The 20,158-nt window shown below is 55.8% G+C and carries 16 protein-coding genes; 11 read left to right on the top strand and 5 right to left on the bottom strand.

Going from position 1 to position 20,158, the window contains the following annotated elements; genetic code table 11:
- Positions 1-84: 84 nt before the first annotated feature.
- From mrcB to fhuB, 5 genes are all read left to right on the top strand, one after another.
- Positions 85-2,616 (top strand): bifunctional glycosyl transferase/transpeptidase, encoded by a 2,532-nt coding sequence (gene mrcB, locus V6942_RS14345; RefSeq protein WP_106925521.1) that lies wholly within the window; start codon positions 85-87, stop codon positions 2,614-2,616.
- A 241-nt stretch (positions 2,617-2,857) separates the two neighbouring features.
- Positions 2,858-5,062: a ferrichrome porin FhuA gene (fhuA, locus tag V6942_RS14340; RefSeq protein ID WP_333501388.1), complete on the top strand. Its 2,205-nt coding sequence runs from the start codon at positions 2,858-2,860 to the stop codon at positions 5,060-5,062.
- A gap of 48 nt (positions 5,063-5,110) precedes the next feature.
- Positions 5,111-5,908: a Fe3+-hydroxamate ABC transporter ATP-binding protein FhuC gene (fhuC, locus tag V6942_RS14335; protein ID WP_333501387.1), complete on the top strand. Its 798-nt coding sequence runs from the start codon at positions 5,111-5,113 to the stop codon at positions 5,906-5,908.
- Positions 5,908-6,798, top strand: a complete 891-nt coding sequence (gene fhuD / locus V6942_RS14330) for a Fe(3+)-hydroxamate ABC transporter substrate-binding protein FhuD (RefSeq protein ID WP_106925525.1) — start codon at positions 5,908-5,910, stop codon at positions 6,796-6,798. The genes fhuC and fhuD overlap by 1 nt, the downstream gene beginning before the upstream one ends.
- A complete protein-coding gene (gene fhuB / locus V6942_RS14325; protein WP_106925527.1) occupies positions 6,795-8,777 on the top strand; it encodes a Fe(3+)-hydroxamate ABC transporter permease FhuB in 1,983 nt (660 codons plus the stop codon). The genes fhuD and fhuB overlap by 4 nt, the downstream gene beginning before the upstream one ends.
- 95 nt (positions 8,778-8,872) lie before the next feature.
- Here the strand turns inward: fhuB and hemL are convergent, their stop codons facing one another.
- Together hemL and V6942_RS14315 are read right to left on the bottom strand one after the other, a co-directional pair.
- Positions 8,873-10,153, bottom strand: coding sequence for a glutamate-1-semialdehyde 2,1-aminomutase (gene hemL, locus V6942_RS14320; protein WP_333501386.1), 1,281 nt, complete (start codon positions 10,151-10,153; stop codon positions 8,873-8,875).
- A gap of 168 nt (positions 10,154-10,321) precedes the next feature.
- A complete protein-coding gene (locus tag V6942_RS14315) occupies positions 10,322-11,056 on the bottom strand; it encodes a GntR family transcriptional regulator (protein ID WP_106925532.1) in 735 nt (244 codons plus the stop codon).
- A gap of 462 nt (positions 11,057-11,518) precedes the next feature.
- Here V6942_RS14315 and tkt point away from each other — a divergent pair, with 462 nt between their 5' ends.
- From tkt to erpA, 6 genes are all read left to right on the top strand, one after another.
- Positions 11,519-13,510 (top strand): transketolase, encoded by a 1,992-nt coding sequence (gene tkt, locus V6942_RS14310; RefSeq protein WP_333501385.1) that lies wholly within the window; start codon positions 11,519-11,521, stop codon positions 13,508-13,510.
- Between the two features lie 38 nt (positions 13,511-13,548).
- Entirely contained in the window at positions 13,549-14,013 is a 465-nt protein-coding gene (locus tag V6942_RS14305; protein WP_333501384.1) for a PTS sugar transporter subunit IIA, read from the top strand.
- Between the two features lie 33 nt (positions 14,014-14,046).
- Positions 14,047-14,319, top strand: a complete 273-nt coding sequence (locus V6942_RS14300; RefSeq protein ID WP_106925538.1) for a PTS sugar transporter subunit IIB — start codon at positions 14,047-14,049, stop codon at positions 14,317-14,319.
- A gap of 40 nt (positions 14,320-14,359) precedes the next feature.
- Positions 14,360-15,727, top strand: a complete 1,368-nt coding sequence (locus V6942_RS14295) for a PTS ascorbate transporter subunit IIC (protein WP_106925540.1) — start codon at positions 14,360-14,362, stop codon at positions 15,725-15,727.
- A gap of 278 nt (positions 15,728-16,005) precedes the next feature.
- Positions 16,006-17,424 carry a H(+)/Cl(-) exchange transporter ClcA gene (clcA, locus tag V6942_RS14290; protein ID WP_106925542.1) on the top strand — a complete coding sequence of 473 codons (1,419 nt, stop codon included), beginning with the start codon at positions 16,006-16,008 and terminating at the stop codon, positions 17,422-17,424.
- Positions 17,425-17,506: 82 nt separating this feature from the next.
- Entirely contained in the window at positions 17,507-17,851 is a 345-nt protein-coding gene (gene erpA, locus V6942_RS14285; protein ID WP_106925544.1) for an iron-sulfur cluster insertion protein ErpA, read from the top strand.
- Between the two features lie 158 nt (positions 17,852-18,009).
- On the opposite strand, the gene V6942_RS14280 is transcribed toward erpA, so the two are convergent.
- The 3 genes from V6942_RS14280 to mtnN are packed head-to-tail and all read right to left on the bottom strand — an operon-like array spanning position 18,010 to position 20,139.
- Positions 18,010-18,633 (bottom strand): TRIC cation channel family protein, encoded by a 624-nt coding sequence (locus V6942_RS14280; RefSeq protein WP_106925546.1) that lies wholly within the window; start codon positions 18,631-18,633, stop codon positions 18,010-18,012.
- 14 nt (positions 18,634-18,647) lie between these two features.
- A complete protein-coding gene (gene btuF / locus V6942_RS14275) occupies positions 18,648-19,448 on the bottom strand; it encodes a vitamin B12 ABC transporter substrate-binding protein BtuF (protein ID WP_333501383.1) in 801 nt (266 codons plus the stop codon).
- On the bottom strand, positions 19,441-20,139 hold the full coding sequence (gene mtnN, locus V6942_RS14270) for a 5'-methylthioadenosine/S-adenosylhomocysteine nucleosidase (protein WP_182929434.1): 699 nt from the start codon (positions 20,137-20,139) through the stop codon (positions 19,441-19,443). Before mtnN ends, btuF begins: the two co-directional genes overlap by 8 nt.
- Positions 20,140-20,158 lie beyond the last annotated feature (19 nt).

The following is a 20,158-nucleotide window of genomic DNA, read 5'->3' as shown; positions in this document are numbered from 1 at the left end:
GAAAATTGAGAGATATCTTCTTCTGTCTTGTGACGGAAGAACAGAAAATCAGGCCTTTATGCCTGAATGTTGCGGAGAGAAAGCATGGCGGGGAATGACCGCGAGCCGATTGGACGTAAAGGCAAGCCAGCGCGTCCGGCAAAGCAAAAGGTAGACCGTCGACAGCTCAGAGATGATGAGTATGACGACGATTATGATGATGGCTACGATGAAGAAAAGCCGCGCTCGCGTAAAGGCGGCAAGGGGAAAAAACCGCGCGGTAAACACCGCTGGTTCTGGTTCCTGGTTAAGCTCGGTATCGTCTTCGCGGTACTGATTGCCATTTACGGCGTCTATCTGGATCAAAAAATCCGTAGCCGTATTGACGGTAAAGTCTGGCAGCTGCCGGCGGCGGTGTATGGCCGCATGGTTAGCCTCGAGCCGGATATGGCCATCAGCAAGAATGAGATGATTCAGCTGCTGACGGCGACCCAGTATCGTCAGGTGTCGGCGATGACGCGCCCCGGTGAGTTCACCGTACAGGCGAACAGCATCGAGATGATCCGCCGTCCGTTCGACTTCCCGGACAGCAAAGAAGGGCAGGTGCGTGCGCGTCTGACCTTCGACGGCGCGCGTCTGGACAGCATCGAAAACATGGATAATAACCGCCAGTTTGGTTATTTCCGTCTCGATCCGCGGCTGATTACCATGATGTCCTCGCCGAACGGCGAGCAGCGTCTGTTTGTCCCACGTAGTGGCTTCCCGGATCTGTTGATCGATACGCTGATTGCTACTGAGGACCGCCACTTCTACGAGCACGACGGTATCAGCTTCTATTCTATGGGGCGCGCGGTGCTGGCGAATCTGACCGCCGGGCGTACGGTACAGGGGGCCAGTACGCTGACTCAGCAGTTGGTGAAAAACCTGTTCCTGTCCAGCGAACGTTCCTATTGGCGTAAGGCGAACGAAGCCTACATGGCGCTGATTATGGACGCGCGTTACAGCAAGGACCGTATTCTTGAGCTGTATATGAATGAGGTGTACCTCGGTCAGAGCGGCGACAATGAAATACGCGGTTTTCCGCTGGCGAGCCTTTACTACTTCGGCCGACCGGTGGAAGAGCTGAGTCTCGATCAGCAGGCGCTGCTGGTCGGCATGGTGAAAGGGGCGTCGATTTACAACCCATGGCGTAACCCGAAAGTGGCGCTGGAGCGTCGAAACCTGGTCCTGCGTCTGTTGCAGCAGCAGAACGTGATTGACCAGGAGCTGTACGATATGCTGAGCGCCCGTCCGCTGGGCGTGCAGCCGCGCGGCGGGGTGATTTCACCGCAGCCGGCCTTTATGCAGATGGTGCGTCAGGAACTGCAGGCTAAGCTGGGCGATAAGGTAAAAGATCTCTCTGGCGTGAAGATCTTCACCACCTTCGACTCCGTAGCCCAGGATGCGGCCGAAAAAGCGGCAACGGAAGGCATCCCGGTGCTGAAGAAACAGCGTAAGCTCAGCGATCTGGAAACGGCGATGGTCGTCGTTGACCGCTTCAGCGGTGAAGTGCGCGCGATGGTTGGCGGGGCTGAGCCGCAGTTTGCCGGCTATAACCGTGCGATGCAGGCGCGTCGTTCGATCGGCTCTCTGGCGAAACCGGCGACCTACCTGACCGCGCTGAGCCAGCCGAATCAGTATCGTCTGAATACCTGGATTGCCGATGCGCCGATCGCGCTGCGCCAGCCGAACGGCCAGGTGTGGTCGCCGCAGAACGATGATCGCCGCTACAGCGGTCAGGTGATGCTGGTGGATGCGCTGACCCGTTCAATGAACGTGCCTACCGTTAACCTCGGTATGGCGCTGGGCCTGCCGGCGGTCACCGACACGTGGCTGAAGCTGGGCGCGCCGAAAGATCAGCTGAACGCCGTGCCGGCGATGCTGCTGGGCGCTCTGAACCTGACGCCGATTGAAGTGGCGCAGGCGTTCCAGACCATTGCCAGCGGCGGCAACCGCGCGCCGCTGTCGGCGCTGCGTTCCGTGATTGCGGAAGATGGCACCGTGCTGTATCAGAGCTTCCCGCAGGCCGAACGTGCCGTACCGGCGCAGGCCGCGTACCTGACGCTGTGGACCATGCAGCAGGTTGTGCAGCGCGGCACCGGTCGTCAACTGGGGGCAAAATACCCGAACCTGCATCTGGCAGGGAAAACCGGTACCACTAACAACAACGTTGATACCTGGTTTGCCGGTATCGATGGCCGTGAAGTGGTGATTACCTGGGTAGGGCGCGACAACAACCAGCCGACCAAGCTGTACGGTGCCAGCGGCGCGATGTCTATCTATCAACGCTATCTGGCCAGCCAGTCGCCGATCGCGCTGGAGCTGACGCCGCCGGAAGACGTGGTCAATATGGGCGTTGACGACGGCGGTAACTTTATCTGCGGCGGTGGCGGTACGCGTATGCTGCCGGTGTGGACGACCGATCCCGATGCGCTCTGCCAGCAGAGCCAGCAGCAGATTGAGCAGCAGCAGTCGGCGAACCCGTTTGACTCTTCGACTTCTCAGCCGCAGCAGCAGCAACAGCCTGCTCAGCAGCAGGAGAAGAAAGACAGCGACGGCGTGGCGGGATGGATTAAGGATATGTTCGGCGGTAACTAATACTGTAAATCACGTCATCGCCGATTGAGGCCCAAAGAAGCCCCTGTTAATAACCGGGGCTTCTTTATTTCCAGTTTTTTTCTTTTTTTTAACCTCATTATTTCATCTGTTTATTTCTTAACCCCTTAATTCTGGTAGGGACTTATATCACTTGCTATGGGTCCGCTGCCTGTCCTATCATGTCTTGGTTATAATAATAATTCTCGTTTACGTTATCATTCACTTCATCAGAGATATACCAATGGCGCGTCTTAAAACTGCTCAGCCAAACCTCTCGCTGCGTAAACTCGCGGTCGTAGTAGCCACAGCGGTTAGCGGCATGTCTGTATACGCACAGGCAGCAGAACAACCGAAAGAAGAAACCATCACCGTTACCGCCGCACCGGCTGCGCAAGAAAGCGCCTGGGGCCCGGCACCGACCATCGCGGCAAAACGTTCCGCGACGGCGACGAAAACGGATACGCCAATTGAGAAAACGCCGCAGTCAGTGTCGGTGATTACCCGTCAGGAGCTGGATATGCGCCAGCCGACGACCGTCAAAGATGCGATGGCCTACACGCCGAGCGTTTTCTCTACTCGCGGTAGCTCTTCTACCTATGACGTGGTTTCGATTCGCGGCTTTACCGCGCCGACCACCGTTAACACCAACCAGTATCTGGATGGTATGAAACTGCAGGGCAATAACTACTCTGAAGTTTCCATGGACCCGTATTTCCTGGAACGCGTTGAAGTGATGCGCGGGCCAACTTCCGTGCTGTATGGCAACAGCAACCCGGGCGGCATCGTCAGCATGGTCAGCAAGCGTCCGACCACCGAGCCGCTGCATGAAATTCAGTTCAAAATGGGTACCGATAATCTCTGGCAGACCGGTTTCGACTTCAGCGACGCGATCGATGATGCGGGCGTGTGGTCCTATCGTCTGACCGGCTTAGGCCGCAGCCAGAATACCCAGCAGGATATGGCCAAATCTAATCGCTACGCGATTGCGCCGTCCTTCAGCTGGCGCCCGGATGACAAAACTGATTTCACCTTCCTGAGCAATTTCCAGAGTGACCCGAACGCGGGCTACTATGGCTGGCTGCCGCGCGAAGGCACGGTTGTGCCGTACATTGATGCCAACGGTAACGCGCACAAGCTGCCGACCGACTTCAACGAAGGTGAGAAAAACAACAAGATGCAGCGCCGTCAGCAGATGGTGGGCTACAACTTCTCTCACGAATTCAACGATACCTTCACCGTGCGCCAGAACCTGCGCTATGACCAGGTCAAAACGCTGTACCGTTCTGTCTACGGTTATGGCTACAGCGCGCCGGGCAAAATCAACCGTCAGTACGTACGTTCTGATGAAGATATGAATGCCTTCACCGTCGATACTCAGCTGCAGTCCAGCTTTGCCACCGGCGAGGTTGATCATGTGCTGCTGACCGGCGTTGACTACTCGCGTATGCGTAATGACGTTGACGCGCAGTATGGTTCCGCCAGCTCGCTGGATATGAACAATCCGCAGTATGGTAATGCGAACGTCGCGGTTAACTTCCCCTATGCGGTGCTTAACCGTATGGAGCAGACCGGCCTGTATGCGCAGGATCAGATGGAATGGGATAAATGGGTGCTGACGCTGGGCGGCCGCTATGACTATGCGACCACCTCAACGCTGACGCGTTCTTCCAATTCTCTGGCGCAGAATCACGACCAGCAGTTCACCTGGCGTGGCGGCATTAACTACCTGTTCGATAACGGTATCTCTCCGTACTTCAGCTACAGCGAATCTTTCGAACCGACCTCTGGCTCCACCAAAGAAGGTAAACCGTTCGATCCGTCGCGCGGTAAGCAGTATGAAGCGGGCGTGAAATACGTACCGAAAGATATGCCGGTAGTTCTGACCGCCGCGGTGTACCAGCTGACGAAGAACAAAAACCTGACCTCCGATCCGAACGATTCTACCGGCCTGTACAGCGTGCAGACGGGTGAAATTCGCTCCCGCGGTATCGAGCTGGAAGCGAAAGCGGCGGTTAACGAGAACATCAACGTAACGGCTGCCTACAGCTACAATGATGCGGAATACACTGAAGACACAATCTTCAAGGGCAAGCGCCCAGCGGAAGTACCGCGTAATCAGGCGTCTCTGTGGACCGACTACACCTTCTACGATACGGCCCTGAGCGGTCTGACCTTCGGCGCAGGCGTGCGTTACACCGGTTCTACCGTGAGCTACTACAAAAACGACGCGGCGAAGAAAAACGAAGCGTTTAGCGTAGCCGGTTACGCGGTGGCTGATGCGATGGTGAAATACGACCTTGGCCGCTTCGGCCTACCGGGATCGTCCGTCGCGGTTAACGTGAATAACCTGTTCGATCGTGACTACGTTTCCAGCTGCTATAGCGAATATGCATGCTACTGGGGCGCAGAACGTCAGGTTGTTGCAACCGCAACGTTCCGTTTCTAACCACCTCCAGGGCGCGGGCTTTCCGCGCCCTTTAACATGTTGACGGTTATGCAGGACAACACAATTCATTCTGATACGACCTTTTCTCTCGAACAGGTCGTTTTTCGCGTTCCGGGCCGTACGCTGCTTCATCCTCTCTCGTTAACCTTCCCTGCGGGCAAAGTCACCGGCCTTATCGGCCATAACGGTTCCGGCAAATCGACCCTGCTGAAAATGCTCGGCCGTCACCAGCCGCCGTCGGAAGGGGAGATCCTGCTCGACGGTCAGCCGCTGGCAAGATGGAACAGCAAAGCGTTTGCCCGCAAGGTGGCCTATCTGCCTCAGCAACTGCCGCCCGCCGAAGGGATGACGGTACGTGAACTGGTGGCGATTGGTCGCTATCCGTGGCACGGCGCGCTGGGACGTTTTGGCGTGGCTGACAGAGAGAAAGTGGAAGAAGCAATTTCGCTGGTTGGCCTAAAACCGCTGGCGCATCGACTGGTGGACAGCCTCTCCGGCGGCGAACGTCAGCGTGCGTGGATAGCCATGCTGGTGGCGCAGGACAGTCGCTGTCTGTTGCTCGACGAACCGACTTCGGCGCTGGATATTGCCCATCAGGTAGATGTGCTGGCGCTGGTGCATCGCCTGAGCCAGCAGCGCGGTCTGACGGTCGTTGCTGTTCTGCACGATATTAATATGGCGGCGCGCTACTGTGATTATCTGGTGGCGCTTCGCGGCGGTGAAATGATTGCTCAGGGCACGCCGGATGAACTGATGCGCAGCGACACGCTGGAGCAGATTTACGGCATTCCAATGGGCATTCTGCCGCATCCAGCCGGTGCTGCACCGGTAAGTTTTGTCTATTGATGGCTGATTCGAATGTGATAAACCGCCGCCGTTTTCTGGCGGCGATGGCGCTCTCGCCGCTGCTCTGGCAGATGCAAAAAGCGCAGGCTGCGCCGGTGAATGCCGAACGTATCGTGGCGCTGGAGTGGCTGCCCGTCGAGCTGATGCTGGCGCTGGGCGTAACGCCCTACGGCGTGGCGGATATCCCCAACTACCGCATGTGGGTCAACGAACCGGTGCTGCCGGACTCGGTGATTGACGTCGGGCTGCGTACCGAACCTAATCTTGAACTGCTGACCCAGATGAAGCCCTCTATGCTGGTCTGGTCCGCAGGTTATGGCCCTTCACCGAAGATCCTCGCGCGAATTGCACCGGGCCGAAGCTTTGCCTTCAGCGACGGCAAACAGCCGCTGGAGCAGGCGCGCCGCTCGCTGCTGGAAATGGCAGAGCTGCTCAACAAGCAGGAGGTGGCCCATCGTCATCTGGCGGCGTTTGATGCCTATATCGATAGCCTGAAACCACGTTTTGCACAGCGCGGCGAACGCCCTCTGCTGATGATGTCGCTGCTCGATTCTCGCCATATGCTGGTGTTTGGCCCGAACTGCCTGTTCCAGGAGATTCTTGACCGTTTGGGTGTCAAAAACGCCTGGCAGGGCGAAACTAATTTCTGGGGCAGCACGGTAGTCGGTATCGACAGGCTGGCGGCCTACAAAGACGTGGACGTTCTCTGCTTTGATCACGGCAATGAGGCCGATATGCGCCGCCTGGCCGCCACGCCGTTATGGCAGGCGATGCCGTTTGTGCGCGCCAACCGCGTGCAGAACGTCCCGGCGGTGTGGTTCTACGGTGCGACGCTGTCGGCGATGAACTTCGCTCGTATCCTCGACAATGCATTAGGGGGCCAAGCGTGAAAACGACCCGCTCTCCTTTTGCCTCCATGTTGCTGCTGGCGCTATTTATCCTCGCGCTGGCGCTGACCTGGTTTAACTTCAACCTGGCACTGCCCAACGCGCTTTGGTTCCAGGCGATGCGCCAGCCGGATATCAACGCCATTGACCAGATGCTGTTCCACTACAGCCTATTGCCTCGTCTGGCCATCTCCCTGTTGGTGGGGGCGGGTCTGGGGCTGGTGGGCGTTCTGTTCCAGCAGGTGCTGCGTAATCCGTTGGCTGAGCCAACGACGCTTGGCGTGGCAACCGGTGCCCAACTGGGGATGACGATAACCACGCTGTGGGCGATACCGGGCGTGCTGACTTCGCAGTTTGCCGCCCTGGCGGGCGCCTGTATTGTGGGGGCGCTGGTGTTTGGCGTGGCGTGGGGTAAACGTCTCTCGCCGGTGACGCTGATTCTGGCCGGGCTGGTGGTGAGCCTGTACTGCGGCGCAATCAACCAACTGATGGTGATTTTCCACCACGACCAGCTGCAAAGCATGTTCCTGTGGAGCACCGGGACGCTGACGCAGACCGACTGGAGCGTGGTACAGCGTCTGTGGCCGCAGCTGCTGGGCGGCGTGATGCTGACGCTGCTGTTGCTGCGCCCGTTAACGTTGATGGGCCTTGATGACGGCGTGGCGCGCAACCTAGGGCTGGCGCTGTCGCTGGCTCGTCTGGGCGCGCTGACGCTGGCTATCGTTATCAGTGCGTTCCTCGTCAATGCGGTGGGGATTATTGGCTTTATCGGCCTGTTTGCGCCGCTGCTGGCGAAGATGCTCGGCGCACGTCGTTTGCTTTCCCGACTGATGCTGGCACCGCTGATTGGCGCGCTGATTCTGTGGCTTTCTGACCAACTTATTCTCTGGCTCACCCGCGTGTGGATGGAAGTCTCTACCGGCTCCGTGACCGCACTGATTGGTGCACCGCTGTTGCTTTGGCTGTTACCGCGACTGCGTAGCATGAGCGCGCCGTCGATGAACGCCAGCGATAGCGTGGCAAATGAACGTCAGAACGTGCAGTGGTTTGCGCTGGGCGGTCTGGTGATTCTGCTGGCGGCGATGTTCGTTGCCCTGTCGCTGGGGCGCGATGCGCACAGTTGGCACTGGGCGAGCGGTACGCTGCTTGACGAACTGGCGCAGTGGCGCTGGCCGCGTATTGCGTCGGCGCTGATTGCGGGCGTGATGCTGGCGGTGGCGGGCTGTATTATTCAGCGTTTAACGGGTAACCCGATGGCGAGCCCGGAAGTGCTGGGGATAAGCTCCGGTGCGGCGTTCGGCGTGGTCTTGATGCTGTTTGTGGTGCCGGGCAACGCGTTTGGTTGGTTGCTACCCGCGGGGAGTCTGGGGGCGGCGGTGACGCTGCTGATTATCCTGATTGCCGCCGGGCGCGGTGGATTTTCGCCGCACCGCATGCTGCTGGCGGGGATGGCGCTCAGTACCGCATTCACCATGCTGCTGATGATGCTGCAAGCGAGCGGTGACCCACGTATGGCGCAGATCCTGACGTGGATCTCCGGTTCAACCTATAACGCGACCGGTGAGCAGGTGGTGCAGTCGGCTATCGCGATGGTGATTTTACTGCTGCTGGTGCCGCTGTGCCGTCGCTGGTTAACCATTCTGCCGCTGGGCGGTGAGACGGCGCGGTCTATCGGGATGGCGCTCTCTCCGGCACGTATTGGTCTGCTACTACTGGCGGCGTGCCTGACGGCGGCGGCTACGCTGACCATCGGGCCGCTAAGCTTTGTCGGGCTGATGGCACCGCATATTGCGCGCATGATGGGCTTCCGTCGAACGATGCCGCATATTGTGATTTCCGCGCTAATCGGGGGGCTGATGCTGGTGTTTGCCGACTGGTGTGGACGCATGCTGATGTTCCCGTATCAGGTGCCAGCGGGGCTGCTGTCGACCTTTATCGGTGCGCCGTACTTTATCTATCTGTTGAGAAAGCAGAGCCGTTAAAAAGCCGGATGACGCATGCGCTTATCCGGCCTACAGATTGTGCGATTCACGTAGGCCGGGTAAGGCGAAGCCGCCACCCGGCATGTGTCGCTAAATTACAGCTTCGCAAACACCCGACGCGCCGCGTCAATGGTGTTATCAATATCTTCTTCGCTGTGGGCGATGGACATAAAGCCTGCCTCAAACGCCGACGGCGCCAGATACACGCCTTCGTCCAGCATCAGATGGAAGAAACGCTTAAAGCGCTCAACGTCGCATTTCAGTACGTCCTGATAGCAGGTCACTTCTTTGGCATCGGTGAAGAAAATGCCGAACATGCCGCCGACGTTATTCACCACCAGCGGAATACCAGTATCCTGTGCGGCATCCAGCAGGCCCTGTGCCAGTTGGTTGGTCAGCTCGGTCAGCGTCTCGTGTACGCCCGGCAGCGCCACTTCGGTCAGACAGGCAAAGCCTGCCGCCATCGCGATTGGGTTACCGGAAAGCGTACCCGCTTGATACACCGGGCCGGTTGGCGCCAGGGCGTCCATTACGTCGCGACGGCCACCAAACGCCCCGACCGGCATCCCGCCGCCGATGATTTTGCCCAGGCAGGTCAGGTCCGGCACGACGTCGTAGTAGGACTGCGCGCCAGCCAGCGCTACGCGGAAACCGGTCATCACTTCGTCAATAATCAGCAGTGCGCCAAATTCATCGCACAGCGCGCGCAGGCCCGGCAGGAATTCCGGCTGCGGTGGAATGCAGTTCATGTTGCCGGCAACCGGTTCAACGATGATGCAGGCAATTTCCTGCGGGAACTGCTCGAACGCGGCGCGCACGGAAGCGAGGTCGTTGTAGGTGCAGGTCAGCGTATGTTTGGCGAAATCAGCCGGTACGCCAGGTGAGTTTGGCTGGCCGAGGGTCAGCGCGCCGGAGCCCGCTTTCACCAGCAGGCAATCGGCGTGACCGTGGTAGCAGCCTTCGAATTTGATGATTTTGTCACGGCCGGTAAAACCGCGCGCCAGACGAATGGCGCTCATGGTGGCTTCGGTACCGGAGTTCACCATACGTACCATGTCCATGGTGGGCACCAGTTCAGTCACCAGCTTCGCCATGGTCACTTCCATTTCGGTCGGCGCGCCGAAGCTCAGCCCGCGCGAGGCGGCTTCAATAACCGCATTACGGATAGCCGGGTGATTATGACCCAGCACCATCGGCCCCCAGGAACCGACGTAATCGATATAGGCTTTGCCGTCGACGTCATACAGATAGGCGCCGTCCGCACGTTCGATAAACAGCGGTGTACCGCCGACGCCGGTGAAGGCGCGGACCGGTGAGTTGACGCCGCCGGGGATAAGTTCACGCGCTGCGCTATAGAGATGTTCAGATTTGCTCATGGCCAGGATCCTGGTTCGTGAAAAATGTTTTGTTGGCTATTCTAAATTATTCCGTAGAGGTTATGAAATTTTTGCCCATTGTGGCGTGAATGTTGAGCAAGAGAAATGATATAGGCTGTTTTTTTATCAGCCGTGATGAGGGTGAGGTAGAGCTGAAAATGACCCGCCTTATGAGCGGGTTGAGTTTTGTCTCAGTGGAAAAATACGCGTGTTGATGATGGCAATATTGACTTCGCAAGGGGTGCCGTCATCCAGGTAAACGGTCTCATCAAGCTCCAGAACGGAGTCATTCTCTTTGAGATTCAATAAATTAAGGATGTCTTCGTCAACCAGGTTGATAGCCGTTAAATTTTGATCGCGGCGCTGGACCTTTTTACCTGTGATGCTTTCGATATAACTATATTTTGATATTTCGAGCTGGCTTAATTCCATGCTGGTAAACATATTAACCGGCAGATGGATATGCTCAAGGGCGACGGGAATATCGTCAAAACACATCAGGCGTAAAATTTTATAGATCTGATCGCTATTTTTTATCCGTAATGATTGGGCGATTTCCGGTGAAGGTACTTTCATTATGCTGAATTTAATGACTTTTCTGACGCCTTTATGGCCGCTCTTCTGCGCCTGAAAATCAAAAGGCGACAGGGCGTGGAATCTGCCGGAATGGTTGCTTTTACCAATGGCGCCAACGAATAAACCGGAGCCTTTCACGCGATAAATCCGCTGCTGCTCGATCAACAGGCGCGTGGCCTCGCGCACCGTGGCGCGCGTGATGCCGATATTTTTAGCAATAGCAATCTCTGTGTCCAGTTTATCCCCTGGCAAAAGGCCATCGGTCTTTATCTTTCTGAGAATGTAATCGACTACCTCTTTTTGCTTCTCTGTAATGCCATCAACCATCGACTTTTTCCTAACCAATGTGGGCGATAACGCCGCTGGATCCTGTTTACATGTATGCCTGACTTTGTTTTCGGTCGACCAGACAGTTAACGTCATATTGTGAGCAAGTTAACGAATTTGAGTGAACAAACGCCACATCTCAATAAAATGCATTTTTGCATATTGTATCTGGACACGTCTATGTGCATCATCAAGATGACTAGACAAGTAAAACATGTATAGACTTATGTTGAAAGGCGTAAAGATGCAGTAATAATGAGTTTTTTTAAATTAATGCATTGTATTTTAATGTTTATTTTGTTTCTGATTGCCGAAGGAGATTTCAAACCGCGTTGAACCTTATGGCGGAGTGATACAACGATAAAATCTAAGGTTTCTTTCGACATGTCTATTCATGCTGGCGTGGGGAAAACCCCAAAAGCGTTATTGTTGAACGTAAAATCCAGGTAAAAAGAGAGACGTATGAGCAACAGAAAATTAGCGAATGCCATTCGAATTCTGAGCGTTGATGCGATTCAGAAAGCCAACTCCGGCCATCCGGGCGCACCGATGGGTATGGCTGATATTGCCGAGGTCGTATGGCGTCATCACCTTCGCCATAACCCAAAAAACCCGCAGTGGTTTAACCGCGATCGCTATGTGCAGTCGAATGGTCATGGCTCCATGCTGATTTATTCTCTGCTGCACCTCACAGGCTATGACCTGAGCATGAATGACATCCGTGAATTCCGTCAGCTTCACTCTCGTACGCCTGGACACCCGGAGTATGGCTACACGCCTGGCATTGAAACCACCACCGGCCCGTTGGGGCAAGGGGTAGCAAACGCCGTCGGAATGGCCATTGCCGAAAAAGCGCTGGCTGCCGAATTCAATAAGCCTGGGTTTGAGATCGTCGATCACTACACCTGGCTGTTCATGGGTGATGGCTGCCTAATGGAGGGGATCTCCCATGAAGTATGTAGCCTGGCCGGAACGTTAGGGTTGGGTAATCTGATTGCCGTCTGGGACGATAATGGCATCTCTATCGACGGGCACGTTGAAGGCTGGTTCGCTGAAGATACCGCAGCCCGCTTCCGCGCCTATGGCTGGCACGTGATTGAAGGTATTGATGGTCACGACCCGCAGGCGATTGACGCTGCCGTTCGTGAAGCCAAACAGGTCAGCGATAAACCGAGCCTGCTGTGCTGTAAAACCATCATTGGTTTCGGCTCGCCGAATAAAGCAGACAGTCATGAATGCCATGGTTCAGCGCTGGGGGCCGATGAAGTCGCCCTGGTGCGTGAGCGCCTCGAGTGGCCGTATCCGCCGTTTGAAATTCCTGACGATGTGTATGCTGCCTGGGATGCGACCGAAAAAGGGGCTCAGGATGAGCAAGCATGGGACGCGCTGTTTGCTGATTATGCACTGCAATGGCCTGAGCTGGCGGCCGAGTTTTTGCGCCGTATGAAGGGCGAACTGCCTACGCAGTGGGCCGAAAAAATGCAGTTGTACATCGATGAGCTACAGGCTAATCCGGCGTCGCTGGCAACGCGACAGGTGAGTCAGAACTGCTTAAATTTTTTCGCCGGTATGATGCCTGAGTTGATGGGCGGGTCTGCGGATCTTTCGCCGTCTAACCTGACCAGGCATCAGAAGTCTATCGATTTTACCGCCGAGCATGGAGCGGGGAATTATCTCTCTTATGGCGTTCGTGAATTTGGCATGTCAGCCATCATGAATGGCCTGGCGCTGCACGGTGGGTTTATCCCTTACGGCGGTACTTTCCTGATGTTTATGGAATATGCCCGCAATGCGCTGCGTATGGCGGCGCTGATGAAGATTCGCTCCATCTTTGTTTATACCCACGACACCATTGGCTTGGGTGAAGATGGTCCGACGCACCAGCCGGTTGAGCAGTTGGCTTCGCTGCGCCTGACGCCGAATATGGAAACCTGGCGCGGGTGCGATCAGGTGGAAGTGGCGGTCTCCTGGCAGCAGGCGATTGAACGTCAGGACGGCCCATCGGCCTTAGTGCTGACTCGCCAACCGCTTGAACAGCAGGCTCGCAGCACTGAACAACTTAACAATATTGCTCGTGGCGGCTATGTGCTGGTCGAGTGCGATGGCGAACCTGAGCTGATCCTGATATCTGCAGGTTCAGAGGTCGCTTTGGCGGTTGCCGCCGCCCGTACGTTGCAGCAGGAAGGCCACCAGATTCGCGTGGTTTCTATGCCGTGTACTGAACGCTTTGATAAGCAAGATGAAGCCTACAGAGAGTCCGTATTGCCGAAGCACGTGCGTAACCGTCTGGCGATAGAGGCCAGCATTGAAGGGTTCTGGCAGCGCTACACCGGGCTGGATGGGAAGGTTATCGGCATGGACTCCTTTGGTGAATCTGCGCCAGCGAGCGTCCTGTTTAAATACTTTGGCTTTACGAAAGAGAATGTGACTGAAACTGCCCGTCGCATGCTCTAGTCACCCATTTTTATCATCAAGAACGATAGGTAATATCCATGCCAACATTATCCAACTGGCTGAATAAAAACAAAGTTCAGTATGTTCAATCGGTAAGTGACTGGAAAGAGGCGATCCAGATTGCGGGTCGCCCGCTGCTGGATGAAGGGGCGATTTCACCGGTCTATATCGATTCGATTATCAAACAAAAAGAAGAGATCGGCCCCTACTTCGTGATTGCTCCGCGCATCGCGATGCCGCATACGCGGCCAGAGCTGGGCGCGATGGCGCTGGGGCTCTCCATCGTCAAACTGGGGCAGGCGGTTGAGTTCAATTCAGAAGAGAACGATCCGGTGGACGCGATTTTTATGTTCTCCGCTCCGGACAGCAATAGCCACATTGAAATGATTTCGCAGCTCGCCGAAGTGCTGTCAGATGATGAGGTGATGCAGCAGATTTTTAATACGCAAACTACAGAAGAATTGCAGGCGATTTTACTCGGTGAAACGTCGTCTTCTTGTTAATGACACCCCAATCGTAAAAATATGAGGTCTACTATGAAAATTATGGCGGTATGTGGTTCAGGTCTGGGTAGCAGTTTTATGATGGAAATGAACATCAAAAAGGTTCTCAAAAAAATCAATATCACTGCGGACGTTGAACACTCTGATTTAGGTTCCGTAACGCCTGACGTGGCCGATGTTTTCGTTATGGCGAAAGATATTGCCTTCAGCGCTAACTTACCGGCAGATAAAGTTATTGTGATTAATAACATTATCGACCTGAACGAAATTGAACAAAAAATAAAAGACTATTTTGATCAGCAATAATTAAGTCGGGCAAGAAAAATACCCTGCGACAGAGGTTAATATGTTTGTTCAAAACGTTTTACAGCTTATTGTTGATATCCTGAAGGTGCCATCAATCCTTGTCGGGCTGGTGGCGCTGTTCGGCTTGGTTGCACAAAAAAAATCCTTCCCTGATGTCATTAAAGGGACCGTCAAAACGATACTGGGATTCCTGGTATTATCCGGAGGCGCTTTAGTTCTGGTCGGCTCGCTATCGCCGTTAGGTGATATCTTCAAGCAGGCCTTTGATGTGCAGGGTATTATTCCGAACAATGAGGCGATGGTCTCTATTGCGCTGGAAAAATATGGCGCGCCAACCACGCTTATTATGGCGTTCGGTATGGTCGCGAACATTGTGGTCGCCAGATTCACCCGTTTAAAATATATCTATCTGTCCGGGCATGTGACCTTCTACATGGCCTGTATGGTGGCCATTATTCTGTCGGTAGCCGGCTTCGAAGGCGTTCAGCTTATTTATACGGGTTCGCTGGCACTCGGCATGTTAATGGGCTTCTTCCCGGCCATTGCTCAACCTTATATGCGTAAAATTATTGGTAATGACCAGGTTGCTCTGGCGCATACCGGTACGGTTGGCTACGTGCTTTCTGGGTGGATCGGTTCTGTCGTCGGTAAAGGTTCTAAATCTACCGAAGAGATGAACATGCCTAAGAACCTGAGCTTTTTGCGCGATAGCACGATCTCTATCTCTCTGACGATGATGATCATTTATCTGGTCCTGTCGATTTCTGCGGGTAAAGAGTACGTCGAAAGCAACTTTAGCCACGGTCAGAACTACCTGGTGTACTCCTTTATTCAGGCAATCACCTTTGCAGCTGGGGTATTTATTATCCTGCAGGGTGTGCGTTTAATTCTGGCGGAGATCGTTCCGGCATTTACCGGTTTCTCCGAGCGTCTGGTGCCTAACGCACGTCCGGCGCTGGACTGTCCAATCGTCTTCCCGTATGCGCCGAACGCGGTGTTAGTCGGCTTTATCTCAAGTTTTGTCGGTGGTCTGGTGGGGCTGTTCATCCTTGGGCAGCTCAAGTGGGTACTGATTCTGCCGGGCGTCGTCCCTCACTTCTTCTGTGGGGCAACGGCTGGGGTATTCGGTAATGCGACCGGCGGTAAACGCGGCGCGATTCTCGGTGCTTTCGCCCACGGTATTCTGATTACCTTCTTACCGGTTGCGCTGATTCCAGTGCTGGGGGCGCTGGGTTTAACCAACACAACCTTCTCCGATACCGACTTCGGCGTGGTGGGGATTATTCTTGGCAACATGGCGCGCTTTATGACGCCAGGCACCATCACCATGACAATTACCGGTATTTTCGCTCTGCTGGTGGCTTACAATTTCCTCGTGAAAAAGAAGCCTGAACCTGTAGAAGAGTAAGGTACTACACAACATAAAACATGCCTCCGCCGGGAGGCATGTTGACGATACCCCCTTCTTACCAGACGCAGAGATCCCGACACCAGGGACGTCACCGGTCAGGTCCGTTCAAACGATCTTCTGCGCCACTTTCTCTCTATTCGTACTAACCTGTGATGAACTAAGTTTTTACCCTGTTGCAACAAAGCATTCGTAGCGCAATTTTTTCGCGACGTAGCGCACAGGTCTGGTTAAAATGCTCTCCCTTCCTATTTGTATTACCAATTAGTGATGACGGTATGAAAGCAGAAATACCCCCTTTAGAGGCACAGCGGATAGTGCATAAACGTCGCCGCGATGTGGTGCGTAAATTACTGAACCGCGATAAAACACCGCTGATGGTGCTGCTGATGTCCGCCGTAGTCGGCACGCTTGTTGGGTTGGTTGGCGTGGCGTTCGAACATGCGGTCAGTTGGGTGCAGAACGTGCGCATTGGCACGCTGGCACAGGTGGCCGATCGCTGGTTTATCGTCTGGCCGCTGGCGTTTATTCTTTCGGCACTGCTGGCGATGCTGGGCTATTGGCTGGTGCGTCGCTTTGCCCAGGAAGCCGGTGGTTCCGGTATTCCGGAAATAGAGGGCGCGCTGGAAGAATTGCGCCCGGTGCGCTGGTGGCGCGTGCTGCCGGTAAAATTTGTCGGCGGCATGGGCACGCTCGGCGCTGGCATGGTGCTGGGGCGTGAAGGGCCAACGGTGCAGATTGGCGGCAATCTGGGGCGCATGGTGGGGGATATCTTCCGCCAGCGCGGTGAAGAAGCGCGCCATACATTATTGGCAACCGGCGCAGCGGCGGGGCTCTCGGCGGCGTTTAACGCGCCGCTGGCGGGCATTTTGTTCATTATTGAAGAGATGCGCCCGCAGTTTCGCTACAGCCTGATCTCGATTAAAGCCGTGTTTACCGGCGTGATTATGTCGAGCATCGTATTCCGCATCTTCAACGGTGAAACGCCGGTGATTGAGGTGGGCAAGCTGACCAATGCGCCGGTTAACACCCTGTGGCTGTATATGGTGCTAGGGATCGTCTTTGGCTGCTTCGGGCCGCTGTTTAATACCCTGGTGCTGAAAACTCAGGACATGTTCTTCCGCATTCACGGTGGGAATATTAAAAAGTGGGTGCTGATTGGCGGTCTGATCGGCGGCGGCTGCGGCGTGCTGGGGCTGATGCAACCGGCGGCGGCGGGGGGCGGATTTAACCTGATCCCGATTGCCGCGGCGGGCAACTATACCATCGGCGCGCTGTTGTTTCTGTTTATCGCCCGCGTGGTGACCACATTGCTGTGTTTCTCCTCCGGCGCTCCGGGCGGGATTTTTGCGCCCATGCTGGCGCTGGGCACGCTATTGGGCACGGCGTTCGGTACGGCGGCAGCGAGTCTGTTCCCGGCCTATCATCTGGATGCGGGCACTTTTGCGATTGCCGGCATGGGGGCGCTTCTGGCGGCCTCGGTACGCGCGCCGTTAACCGGTATTGTGCTGGTGCTGGAGATGACCGATAACTATCAGCTCATTTTGCCAATGATTATTACCGGACTCGGTGCCACGCTATTAGCCCAGTTCCTCGGCGGGCAGCCGCTGTATGCGACCATTCTGGCGCGTACGCTGGCAAAACAAGAAGCAGAGCAAGAGGCGAAAGCTCGGCAGGCGGCCCCGGAGAATACTTGAACGATTTACCAGGGTATTAGATAATGACCCAAAGAGTCGGGTTAATAATTGCCCAGACTAGCTGTAGTAATGGGAGCATAAAATGAGTGATGACGTAGCGCTGCCGCTGGAGTTTACCGACGCCGCAGCCAAAAAAGTAAAAGTCCTGATTGCGGATGAAGAGAATCCAAACCTGAAGCTGCGCGTGTATATCACGGGCGGCGGCTGCAGCGGCTTCCAGTATGGCTTTACCTTTGACGATCAGATCAACGAAGGCGACATGACCATCGAAAAACAGGGCGTAGGCCTGGTGGTTGATCCGATGAGCCTGCAGTATCTGGTGGGCGGTTCCGTCGACTACACCGAAGGGCTGGAAGGTTCACGCTTTATCGTGACCAACCCGAACGCAACCAGCACCTGCGGCTGCGGTTCTTCCTTCAGCATCTGATGAGTCTCTGGTGCAATGCCGGTCACGTTGTCGGCCGAATAAGCAAAGCGCCATCCGGCAGATTCTGCGCAGGTTGCCGGATGGCGGCGTAAACGCCTTATCCGGCCTACCGTGATAGCCTACCTTGCGGTAGGCTATTTTGTTTTATGCATCTGGGGTTAGCGCCCGTTATCGTCCAGTGCGAAGGTCGGCAGCTTCAGGTGCCAGCGAATGGCCGCCAGGCGAATGGCCAGCGTGACCACCATCCCCATCATACTGGCGTTCTCCAGCGGCACGTCGAAGGTGTAGTAGGCCGTCGCGTGGACAATCCCGCCAATAATGCACGCCGTGGCGTAGATCTCGGTGCGCAGGATCATCGGCACTTCGCGCGCCAGCACGTCACGGATGATCCCCCCGCCGACGCCGGTCACCACGCCCATGCAGATGGCAACCAGCGGCCCGGAGTGGGCGAGGAAGGCTTTATTCACGCCGATACCGACGAACACCGCCAGCCCGACGGCGTCGAGCACCGGCAGCACCCATTTCGGCAGACGGCGCGGCTGGCGCACCAGTACGATGGTTAACATACAGGTGACCATTGCCACGACCAGGTCGGTGGGATCTTTTACCCAAAACACCGGGCCGTTAGCGAGCGCCATATCGCGAATGGTGCCGCCGCCGACGGCGGTGACCACGCCGAGCACCAGTACGCCGAACGGGTCCATGCGCAGCTTTCCTGCCAGTAATACGCCAGAAACGGCGAAAACCATGGTGCCAACAATATCCAGCCAGTAAACAAGCATGACCAATTATCCCGTTAATGAACCTGCTCCAGCGCAGTACAGAGTTGTTTTGCGGCAAGGATAATACGTGGGCTCGCGCGTTCAAACCAGTCACTATTCAGCGGAATGACCGGGACTGTGAGCTGGCTAGCCCAGTACTGCTGAATTTTCGGAATTTGACTCTCGTCTCCGGCGGCAACAATCGCCTGCGGCTGACGGGTCAACACCTGCTCGCGGCTGACCTGTGGCCAGGCGACGCGGCTGTCGGCAAAAACGTTCTGCCCACCGCAAATTTCCAGTACCTGGTTTTGAATCGCATTTTTATTACTGGTGAAAATCGGGTTAAAGCCGAACTGCATAAACACGCGTTTTTTCGGCGCGCTGGCGTATTGAGCCTTCAGCTGCGCGTAGTCGTGTAATAAGTCGGCGGCAGCCTGTTCGGCTTTTTGCGGCTGCGGGCTCCACTTTGCCAGCGCGCGCAGCGCGTCGGCAATATCTTCAATACGGTGTGAATCAATCCACAGTACGGTGATGCCCAGCGAGCGCAGCTGATTGACCTGTCGCTCGGCGTTGCCTTCCTTCCACGCCAGCACGACGTCGGGGTGCAGTGCAACGATACGCTCAAGGTTGATACCCTGCCACGAGGCGACCTGTTCAATCTGCTTGGCGGCCGCGGGATAGTCTGACCAGGCGCTGACGCCAACGGGGACGATCCCAGCGGCGAAGGCCAGTTCGGTATTGGCTGGGGAGAGAGAGATAACCCGCGGCGCGGCAGTTAGCCACGCCGGGGCGCTAAACAGCAGGGCCAGCAGCCCGGTGAGAAGCCGCTTAGCCACGCGCCAGCTTCTGCACCAGCGCTTCAACCATCAGGGTTGACTGCTTAGCCGCGACGGCCAGGAACTCGTCAAAGCTGAGGTGAGACTCTTTGTCTGCCACGTCGGAGATGGCGCGCACCACCACGAACGGCACGGCAAAGCTGTGACACACGTGGGCAATTGCGGTCGCTTCCATTTCAACGGCAATCGCTTGTGGGAAGTTGCGGCGGATTTTTGCCAGCCCTTCGGCACCGTTAATGAAGGCATCGCCGCTGACAATCAGGCCGCGAACGGCGTTCAGATCCAGCGCCTTAATGCAGGATTGCGCCGCGGTAATCAGTTTTTCGTCGGCTTTAAACGCTGCCGGGCAACCGGCCATTTGCCCAATTTCGTAGCCGAATGCGGTGACGTCGGCATCATGGTAGCGCGCTTCGTCGGAGACCACGATATCGCCCACTTTCAGCGTCGGCGCCAGGCCACCCGCAGAACCGGTGTTGATCACCACGTCCGGCTGGCAGCGCTCCAGCAGCAGGGCGGCACCCATCGCGGCAGCCACTTTACCAATGCCTGACTTCAGTAGCGCAACGTCAACGCCGTTCAACTGACCGGTGTAGATTTCGCTACCGCCGAGGGTGATAGTTTGACGATTTTCGATTTTGTCACGCAGCAGCGTCACTTCTTCTTCCATTGCGCCAATAATGCCGATTTTCATAGATTTACTCGCGATATGC

This window comes from Kluyvera genomosp. 2 (assembly GCF_036759865.1).
GTDB classification, from domain to species: domain Bacteria; phylum Pseudomonadota; class Gammaproteobacteria; order Enterobacterales; family Enterobacteriaceae; genus Kluyvera; species Kluyvera ascorbata_B.
Note: the sequence above shows the minus strand (reverse complement) of the source record. Positions and strands in the feature narration are given on the sequence as shown.